A 9,926-nucleotide genomic window follows, 5' to 3' on the forward strand; every position below is an offset into this window, starting at 1 on the left:
AACCCCGTACAACCTCGTGTCCCGGTCCGTTAAGACCAGGTCGGTGTCCGGCTCGCTCTGACTCGACAAAAGTTACGCGACTCTGACGCCATCTCCAAATCGCCTGGTCAGCGGCCTACATCAACTTCGCAAGGCGTCGCGAGCGAACCTTCTCGACCAACTGGGGGCGTCGAAGACCTCGCTCCGGAAGTACAGCGACGGCCCATGGGCACCAATCAGGTCCAAGAAGTCGACCGTAGGTTGTGCTGCAGTGTGAGCGTCGCCCAATTTGCTGGTCCCCCACCCCAACGCTTGCATCGTCTCCACGATCATCGCGTTCCGCTGGGTCGCGGATGCCGACGACGCAAGCGCGACGAGGAAGAGCGTTCCGCCGTCGATCTCATGAGCTTCCTTACCCAAAGGGACTCGCGACGCACAATGCCTCCAGAGACCGATGGGGTCGTCGGCATACCGAGTTCCCGCTTTCGTGCGCACCAAAGCGCCCTTGAGGACTCGCACGAGACCAAGTCGCTTGGCGGCATTGCGCAGATCGGCGACCTGGTGATTGTCGACCTCACGCAGGCTGGATCCGATCCACCCCAGTCCCCATTCGAGTTCGACGCGCATGGCCTCGACAGCTGCCGGCGGAAAATAGCCTCCGGGTGCCAACTGCAATCCGGTCTCGCCTACGAGCTCGAGCAACCACGAGAGCTTCTTCATCGCCACAGTCGCAACCGGTAGATCGACAGAGCTTTCGATGGTGAGCTCACATCGCGGTAGCAGCGCTGACAGAGCGGGCATGTGTTCCGGCTGGGCGGTCCCGAAGAGCCGTGCGATCAACTGCGACGCGACGATGGCCTCGACCTCGACCGATCGCACGGGAGCGCCGGCCCGAAAACCTTCGTTGACGCGAGCTACATCGAACCGCTCGGGATCGAACTGTCCGACCGACTCTCGCAAACTTTCGTATTCCGTGTGGCCGGGGTCTCCGAGCACGTCGAGCAAATGGCGATAACCGCCGGGTCCTCCGCTGTTCTCGGGCGGACACGCACCTGCGCCGTCGAGGCACAGTGTACGAAGATCGTCGTGATAGTCGATGAGGGATTCGAGTTCGACGGTGTGCTTCCATCCGTCGCCGAAATCGTATTCGTATCCGACGACGTCGCCCTCTTTGTCGAGAACGCTATCCAATCTGACATGCCGTTCGTTGATTACCGACCCTGCTTCGACCAGCGAGGTCTCGAAGTCGTATCGCATGACAGCTACTGACTTCCGTAGCCGGAAGCGGTGCGAATGAGCAGCACTCCACCCCATTACCTGCTGCAACACCTGGTGAAACTCGGGGAGCAAGAGGTCTGATCGGACCTCGAACCTTCGCCACACTGCCGGTTCGACGCCGTCCAAGGAGACCCGAATCGTGTACCTCGCGACCGGAGCGCCGTGATGCCCGGACGCGTTGGTGAACGTATCGTCGGCGATCTCGAGCTCGGGACTGTCATTGCTGTCCAACAGGTCCGGCACCAGGGACAGGTGCCGGACGCGTCCAGTGCGATTCCGCATTACTCGACCTTAGTAGCGCCTGTGCTTCGGCAAGGCTCAGATGGTGTGCAGAAGGCCAGTGTTGATCGCATCGATGTCGAATGCCAGCTTGTCGGCGTGGTCAGCGAAGGTGGTCACCGTGAGTTGAACCAGATACTGCGTCTCACTCTGCACGACGATGTACCGGGTCGTGACGGCCAGTTCCCACTGTTCTGCGACGAATGTTCCCCTGATGAACCGCGATGGATGGCCGCCGAACGGGTCGGAGCTCGCTTCTGCTTCGACCCAACCCGACATCGCGCGGGCGTCGGTGAAGCTGCAGTCGAGCAGAGCATCGGCTTCGATTCGAGTGGACAGTGAGCCCACAAGTAATACCGCGTTGGGTGCGAAGCCGCCTTCGACCAAACCTGGCTCGACAAGAACCTGGGTGGCACCGGGAAATTGTTCTTCCGGCGCCGCTTGCCATCCGGCAGGTACCGGGGCCTCGATGCCGAGTGCTGCGGCCTGAGCGCGATCGACGGATTTCACCGCTATGGCGTGCGCCGCGAGGTACTCGGCGACGGTCATGCGGTTGGATCCACTGCTTTGCTCCACCCGTACATCTCCTAACATTTCAAGACAATGGATTTCGGTTGTAAAGTGCGCGCTTCTTACGATGTGCCGGGCATCGACACCTCGGCAGACTTTCGGCAGACGGTGCCTGTCCGAGATAGTTCCGTCATCGACGGCCGGCGACGAGCTCTTCCAGGTACCCCGCGACGCCGTCGTCATCGTTCGAATGCAGCACACGATGAGCGACAGCCTTGATCTCGGTTCTCGCGTTGGCAGTGGTCAAGGCAGTACCAGCCCAGCGAAGCATCGGCAGGTCGTTGAACGCGTCACCCACAGCCGCCACGGCAGATCGCTCGATCCCGAGTTCCGCACACAGCACCGACAGCGCACTGGCCTTCGACACGCCTGCAGCGGACATCTCTATATATGGCGCGCCAGAATGGGTCAGCTCCACGCCCCCTACCCCTGCAGCCATGACGGTGTGGAAGAGGTCGACGCTTGCCAGCTCGGGATGTCGGGCGACGATCTTGACGGTCTGCTCCGAGGCCGCGGGCAAGACGTCGACCGAGACGTCCATCTCGTGGGGATGTCGATGATGGTCCGCAAAGACACACATCGCTGCATAGTCGTGCTGGGCGACGAACCGAGTCGGACCGACAGTGGCGAAGGCGACTCCGGGAACCAACTCACGAACCCGGGTCATAGCAGTGGTCACGACGTCGGATTCGATTCCGGTCGTCTCGATGACGACCGGCGTGCCGTCAGCGAGGTCGAGGACGACTGCACCGTTGGCACCGATGGCTTTACCTCTGAACCCACACGAGGCAGCCAACTCGTCGATCGAATGGCGTGCGCGCGCCGTGGCCCAGACGACCTCGATCCCCGACGCCTGTGCCGCCGCTATCGCTTCGGAGGTACGCGCGGAGATGGTTCGGTCCGAGCGAAGCAGGGTGCCGTCGAGGTCGGTGGCGAGAAGTTCGACTGTCACGGCGCCTCTGTCCGCAGTACGAGCACGGTGATCTCACTGGGTGCGAAGACGCGAAACGGCGGTCCCCAGAAACCTGTGCCGCGGCTGGTGTAGAGCTGGGTGCGATTACCGTGCCTGCTCAGGCCATGGACCGTCGGCTGATCGAGTCGGACCAGGTACTCGAACGGCCAGATCTGCCCGCCGTGGGTATGACCGGAAACCTGCACGTCGACGTCCCGTCGAACGGCCTCGTCGATCTGCTTGGGTTGATGTGCCAGGAGGAAGACCGGCAGATCCGCGTCGGCTCCCTCGAGCGCGCGATCGAGGTCCGCTCCGTGCCCCTCGAGTGTGGACGCTGCTGCCGTTCGATCGTCCACACCAGCGACGACCAACCTTGCACCGCCACGTTCGACCACGAGGTGCTTGTTGTGCAGAGCCGTCCAACCCAGCGTCTCCATGTGATCCAGCCAGTCCTGCGCTTCGCCGAAGTATTCGTGGTTGCCCGTCACGTAGACCTTGGCCAGGGCTGCGCGTGCCCCACGTAGTGGCTGGACCTGATTTTTGCGACGCAGGACCGAACCGTCTGCTAAATCTCCGAGGTGACAGAGCACATCGGCTTCCAATGTGTTGACGACGTCGACGACCTTCGACGACCAGTCGGCTCGATCCAACGGCCCGTAATGCGTATCGGTGATCATTACGACCCGGAGTCCGTCGAGGCCTGCACCGAGACGCGGAACCACGACGCTGCGCTCGACGACGCGTGGCACGCGCATCGCCTCGTGGTGGCCCCACGCCAACAATACGATGACCACGACGACGACCGCTGCAGCCACAATTCGTGATCGCAGAGGATCTTCCAGACCGGCAAGGGCGAGGAGCAATCCAACTATCGAACCGAGTGCACTCCACACGAACAGCACCCATACGGTTCCGAGCAACGTGTCACCGATCAGTGCCGCGCCGTCATGGGCGCGCGCATGACCGCGGGCCATGGACACCGGCAAGGCGATCGCAGCGGCAACAAACAGAACGCAGCCGAATATTCGCATCGAGAACGGCCACTGGGAACCTGCGAAGAAGAGCGTCCACAGTGGAACTCCGAACAGCAGTACTACAACGAGCAGCACTATCAGTGTGATCAGCCATCGACGTCGGGAAGGCCCTGACTCGGGCGGGTGGATCTCGGTGTCACCGGTCGGTTGTGCATCCGCCATGTGTGTTCCTCGCTGCAGAGACGGCGAAATTCCAGGACAGTGCTCGGAGTTCCGACTCAGCCGAGAGCCTCTGCGATGGGTGTATCGCCGTTGTCGAATTCGACGACACGTCCGATGGTCGCCGGAGTATCGACAGTTTCGGCCACTACGGCTGCGACGTCGTCCCGGGTTACCGAAGCACCGGTGGCACCGTTGTCTTTGGTTGTGATCGACCCGGTGCCGGGGTCGAGTGTCAACGCACTCGGTCCCAAAATCGTCCAGGACAACGAAGTGGATTTCAGGTACGCGTCGGCGGCCGCCTTGGCCTCCGCGTACGCGAAGAAGGAATTGCTCGGATCTACTCCGTGCTCTGTGTCCGCCCCGAAATACGACACCATGACGTAGCGCGTGATGCCCACTCGCCCGGCAGCATCCATCGAGCGAATTGCTGCATCACGGTCAACGGCATACGTTCGGTCGGCACTGCCGCCGCCGGCGCCTGCAGACCATACGACTGTGTCGAAGCCGTCGAGTAGCGCCGCGATCTTCTCGACATCCAGATTCTCGATGTCGGCCACCAACGGCGTGGCACCCACGTTCGCGATGTCGGCGACGTGGTCGGGATTACGAACGATCGACCCCACCTCGTGACCGCGCTCCACGAGCAACGGCGCTAGACGGAGCGCCACCTGACCGTGTCCTCCGAAAATAGCGATTCGCGACATTGGCACTCCTTCGACAGACACAGTCGGACGCCATCAACGCTATAGCATTTGTTTCGATCAGTTGTGGTGGCCATGGCCTCCATCGTGATAGCCGTTGATGGGCAGCTCAACAGACGGGAACCGGTGCTCGGGGGCTTCGCTCGGAACGGTCCACATGTCGTATTTCTCGCCTTCGGGCGCTGACTGCCACGCGTTCCACGGCGTTTTCGCAGTAGCACTCGTCAGGCCGGTGTCGGGACGTTCCACTGCATGATCGCCCGACGTATCCACTGCCTCATCCACCGGCAGGTCCACAGGCATGTCCGTCTGCGGTCGATCCACGTCGACCGGAATCCACTCCTCGGTCACCGTTTCTGCGGGCGAAATCGAAATCGTGTTGGGTTCGATTCCCAACGCGGACAGGGTATTCCACAGATCCTCCAATGCAGCCTCGACATCGAGGTAGTACTCGGACTCGCGCACCCGCCAGAACGTCCAGCCACAACGTTTGAGTTCCTGCTCGCGCTGGAGGTCTGCCAGACGACGCTCCGGAGTGGACTGAATCGAATCTCCATCGCATTCCACGGCGAGCCTGGACACCTGCCCGGTGACCACCAGGTCGATACGTCGATTGTTCACCTCGATGCCGGGGTTGACGTGATATCCACCATCTCTCAGATCGACGAACAACCGCTGCTCGAACAGACTCGCGAACTCGCTACGCCGAACATCCGGCGTGACATCGCGGGGCATCGGATTCGCAGGCGCAGGTGAGGTGGACGTGACATATGTGAGCAACGAGTTCCGAAGGTCGGATCGCTTGAGCCGATCGACTGTGACCGAGTGGAACAGCCAGAGTTGATCCTGCGCACGCGAGGCCGCGACATTGAACCGCCTCTTGTACTGGCTTGCACTGAGAGCGGGAAAGTCCTGGTTCGGTGCGACCACCATCGACAGGAATACGACGCTTCGCTCGTCTCCTTGGAAGTCCGGTGGTGTCCCGACGCGGAGCCTTCGATCCGCCCACTGGTCGATTCCGATACGTTTGATCAATTCGTTTCGGATTTCATCGACCTGGGCCGTTCCCTGCAGCACGACGACGCCGAATGTCTTACCGTCGTAGAGGGGATCGGCGAGACATTCGAGGATCTGACCGGCGATGGCTTGCCCCTCGGCATGATTGACGAGCGAAGCGCCCTTACCTCTTACCGAAGCATCGGATACGAAAGTATGGCGAAGCGGTGGAAGCCTGTCCGCGCCGAATTGACGCACAGGAACCAGTGGCGAATCTCCATAGAATTGTTGCGATGACCAGTTGATGATTTCCGGCATCGATCGAAAGTGCTCGCGCAGACGGACCACTTGGCCGAAACGCGTACGCAGCATCGAGAACAGTGACGACCGAGGAGTCAAGGTCGCGCGAACATGTTCGGGTAGATCCGGCAGATACACGTCGAGTCGAGTGAACACGTCTTCGAGCGTCCCCGCCTGCGGGACGTCCGCAGGTGCACATTGCCGATCGTCGCCGACGACGATCACCCGTGGTGCCAGATAGAGAAGGAACAGGCTACTGATGTCGGCCTGGCTGGCTTCGTCGACGATCACGACGTCGAAACTGTCCGCTATGGGCGGCACTGTCGCCAAGACCTGAGCAAGGGGCATGACCCAAGCAGGAACGGCACTCTGCGCATCTCGCATAGCGGAACGCGCAGCGCTACGGAACGTTTCCGCGTATCGACCTGCTCCTGCCCCGATCGAGGACATATGTTCTCGATACGTTTGCAACGCACGCACTTCCACAGCAGTCATGCGCTCGAGACAGTCGCGCCAGGCCATCGCGGCTGCAAGCTGAGACGTCAGGTACTTCAGATCTGCGTCTAGTGCGTTCAGTTCGACATCGAGCTCGTGTTCGACACCGCCACGATGCTGCTCACTCACCCACTCACGCGCTCGACGCCACGCCCATGCCTTGGACATCTGCCAACTGATTTCATCCCAGTCGGAGTCACCGGCAGTGTCGAGAACCAGTTGGTACAACGCGGGCGCAGCATCGGCGAGTTTCTTGGCCAATTCGTCCTGGACCCGCTGATCGTCCTGCTCCTGGCATGCCGCGATGTAATTTCCCGACGCCTCGGCAACGGCGTCCTCGTCAGCCGAGTTCAGTGCCGTCACGAGAGCCGTCCCCTCGGGCGAGGGTCCGGTATCGACCTGCGTTGCAACGGAATACAGAATTCTGCTCAGTTCGGCCTTGGCCACGTCTGCATCGATACGGGTGGCAATCGCTCTTGCCGACCCAGCGAACTGCGCCGCGTCGTCGAGACTCCGAATCCACGGTGCCGAAGGCGACACCGCGTACAGCTTCTCGACCAACGCGTCGCGCGCATGCACGACACCTGCCACCAGCGCCAGCTTGTCACTGACCAGCCGAAGATCGTTCACACGCCGTGACCGAGGCCCGTCGGTGGACACCGAGATCCGTAGGTCCCCGAGCAGGGTCGCCGCAGTGCTGACGATATCGAGAGCACGAATGTGCTCTGTCACGAGCCTGCCGGCACTCGCCGACGCAACCGGAATGCCATCGACAGTCGCCGTGATGCCAAGATCTTCGACGACACGCTGCTGTTCGCTCTTCCGGAACCGGGGTTTCCACTCGATTCCCGATTCCAAAGCGACAGTGAGGGATTCCATCGCATTGAGCGCAGCGGTCGTCGACGACGAACACTGCACATCATGAGCACCGATGAAGTGATCGGCCCGAGCCGCGACCTCGGCCATGGATGAAATATTGCTCACCCGCGACCATAGGTGCGCGGCTTCGCCGGACAACACGGAATCGGTCAATTGCTGGAAGAGTTGGTCGAGTTCGAGAACGTCACGCACTCGCGCGTCGAGTTCTTCACACAGTTGCCGAATACCGAGAGCTGCAGCCGGATCGACTCCGCCGAGGAACTCGACAAGCCTGGACGAATGCTCGGACTCCACATGCACCTTGGCGCTCGCTCGCCGACACAACAAACGTAGTTCTGCCGAGTTCGGCAGAATGGTGTCCAACCGTGGGAGTGACTGCCTGGCTCGTGCCGCACGCCCATCCGGCGCGGTCGCGATCAACTTCCGCAGCCGATCCACCTCGGTTCCGATCAGCGTGGGACGATCCGTCGACAACGGTCCCGGTAGCCACTCGTGAGCCTCTTCCGCTGCCTTGACCTTTCGGACGATCGCAGCCGCGGTTCCCTCAAATCCATCTGAAACATACTGATGTACAACAGTTTCCGACACGCGCAGGTCGGCGATGGCATTGAGTAACACGGCACGCCGCGCCGCAGCATCCGCCCGTCGCGCAGTCAATGACGCGATCTTCTCGGCCGCATCCACGTCGTTGTATGCCGCTTTGCGATCTGCGATACGAGCGACACTGCGATTGAGCTCCTCGGATCCACCGCGCCCGAGATCGGTGATCGAGACGCAAAGCTCCTGAAGCTCGGGTGGAAGTTTGTCCCGAAGGACGCGAAGCGCTTGTGACTTCTCACTGGTAACGAGCACACGCTGGCCGCGGGCGAGCAATGCCGACACCAGATTCGCAATGGTGTGCGTCTTCCCGGTCCCGGGAGGACCTTCGACCACTACGCCGCTGTCACGGCCGAGCCTGCGCAGGATCTGTGATTGCTCGGCGTTCGCCGGAAGCGGAAAGAGTGGATCCGTAGCCAGTGACCGAGTCTCGGCCGCACCCATTCGCTCCAACCAGGCCAAGCGTTCGGCGGGTTCGATGGGCTCCACCAACTGAGCCAAACCGAGCGGAAGTCTCGAACCTGGTTTGGCGAGATCCGCGATCATCTGTTCGTAGTAGTCACGCAGCGCAAACGCATTTCGTTTGCGCATGACCAGGGCGGGCGACAACGTCACAGTCGCCCCGTACTCGGGAGCGTCGGCGGTCGCCGGCCGATTCAGATCGGCTCGAACGTCGACTGGTATATCGAGTGCAGCATCGGCCCACTCCACGAGCACGGACACCACGTCGTCGTCGAGAGGTGAGGTGATGCGCCTGGGCAGGCCACTCTGCATCTTCACCGAACCGGACGGGTCGAACCCAGTCCGGCCGGTCAGTAGCTGAGTATCCTCGAATCGCGGTTGCGAATTGGCAGCAAGCTTGACCAGCAAGTCTCCGGTGCGGACGTCCAACTCGACTGCCGCCGACTGGATCAGCAAGTGCGTCTCGACCGCGCCTGCAGTTCCCTGAGCCGAAAGGCTCAACAGGCCTGAGGCGACTACCAGCTCGATGGACTCCGGTTGCGAAGAGAGTTCTTGCATCATCAGCTGGAGAGCGTGGTAGAGCGAGGCTTCCGGTCGCTGCTCTCGATCCAATTCTGCCCATCGACGCCACTCGGCCGAATATGTTTCGAACGCACGTCGAACCTGGTACGCATGCCGGACATCGAAATCGGCGTCGGTATCGACGTCCTCGCTCGTAGGTGATGCCAGAGCCGATTCGATCAATTCGATGTCCAGATGACGACTGTCGGCCACCATCGCGTTGTCGACGAATCCTTCGAGGATCTCCGGGAGCTTCGGCGGCTCTTCGAACTCGACCCGCCGGGCCCTGAGTACGACCCCGCCCTGCTCGGCCGACGCATCCAGATGGGACGCGGGGGAGTCTGCCTGAAGCCACTCGACGCGAAGGTGTCTTTCGTAATGCAACACGGGCTCGGTGCGAGCGGTGACGATCTCGCGCAGGAATTGCAGCATGCGCAGAACCCTGTCCGTGAGCTCTTCATGCGCTTCCGTCAATACTTCGCCCTCCACGAGAACGCCTCCTTCAGTCGAGATCCTGCTGGGATCCGGCTGCTGGCCACGACCGGGAACCGATGCAGTCGACACTGTTGAACCTCTGAAATCCTCGAACGGCCGCCCCTTAACCGGGACGGTGCTTGCACGCACACACCAGACTAGTCTCTGCGTCCAGATTGATCACGACATACAGACCTTCGGTTCTTT

The 9,926-nt window shown here is 61.4% G+C and carries 6 protein-coding genes; all 6 read right to left on the reverse strand.

All coding sequences use genetic code 11. From position 1 onward, the window contains the following. Positions 1 to 120: 120 nt before the first annotated feature. Positions 121 to 1,539, reverse strand: coding sequence for a plasmid pRiA4b ORF-3 family protein (locus tag BJI47_RS17630; RefSeq protein WP_088944963.1), 1,419 nt, complete (start codon positions 1,537 to 1,539; stop codon positions 121 to 123). A 36-nt stretch (positions 1,540 to 1,575) separates the two neighbouring features. After that, positions 1,576 to 2,130 (reverse strand): LpqN/LpqT family lipoprotein, encoded by a 555-nt coding sequence (locus tag BJI47_RS17635; RefSeq protein ID WP_088944964.1) that lies wholly within the window; start codon positions 2,128 to 2,130, stop codon positions 1,576 to 1,578. A 106-nt stretch (positions 2,131 to 2,236) separates the two neighbouring features. After that, positions 2,237 to 3,058, reverse strand: coding sequence for an HAD family hydrolase (locus BJI47_RS17640; protein ID WP_088944965.1), 822 nt, complete (start codon positions 3,056 to 3,058; stop codon positions 2,237 to 2,239). Beyond that, entirely contained in the window at positions 3,055 to 4,254 is a 1,200-nt protein-coding gene (locus BJI47_RS17645; RefSeq protein WP_088944966.1) for a metallophosphoesterase, read from the reverse strand. The genes BJI47_RS17640 and BJI47_RS17645 overlap by 4 nt, the downstream gene beginning before the upstream one ends. Positions 4,255 to 4,310: 56 nt before the next feature. Continuing rightward, complete coding sequence (locus tag BJI47_RS17650; RefSeq protein ID WP_088944974.1) at positions 4,311 to 4,958, reverse strand: SDR family oxidoreductase; 648 nt, start codon at positions 4,956 to 4,958, stop codon at positions 4,311 to 4,313. A 57-nt stretch (positions 4,959 to 5,015) separates the two neighbouring features. Beyond that, on the reverse strand, positions 5,016 to 9,677 hold the full coding sequence (locus BJI47_RS17655; protein ID WP_088944975.1) for an AAA domain-containing protein: 4,662 nt from the start codon (positions 9,675 to 9,677) through the stop codon (positions 5,016 to 5,018). Between the last annotated feature and the right edge of the window lie 249 nt (positions 9,678 to 9,926).

It is taken from the genome of Rhodococcus sp. 1168 (assembly GCF_002091955.1).
Classification (GTDB): Bacteria; Actinomycetota; Actinomycetes; order Mycobacteriales; family Mycobacteriaceae; genus Rhodococcoides.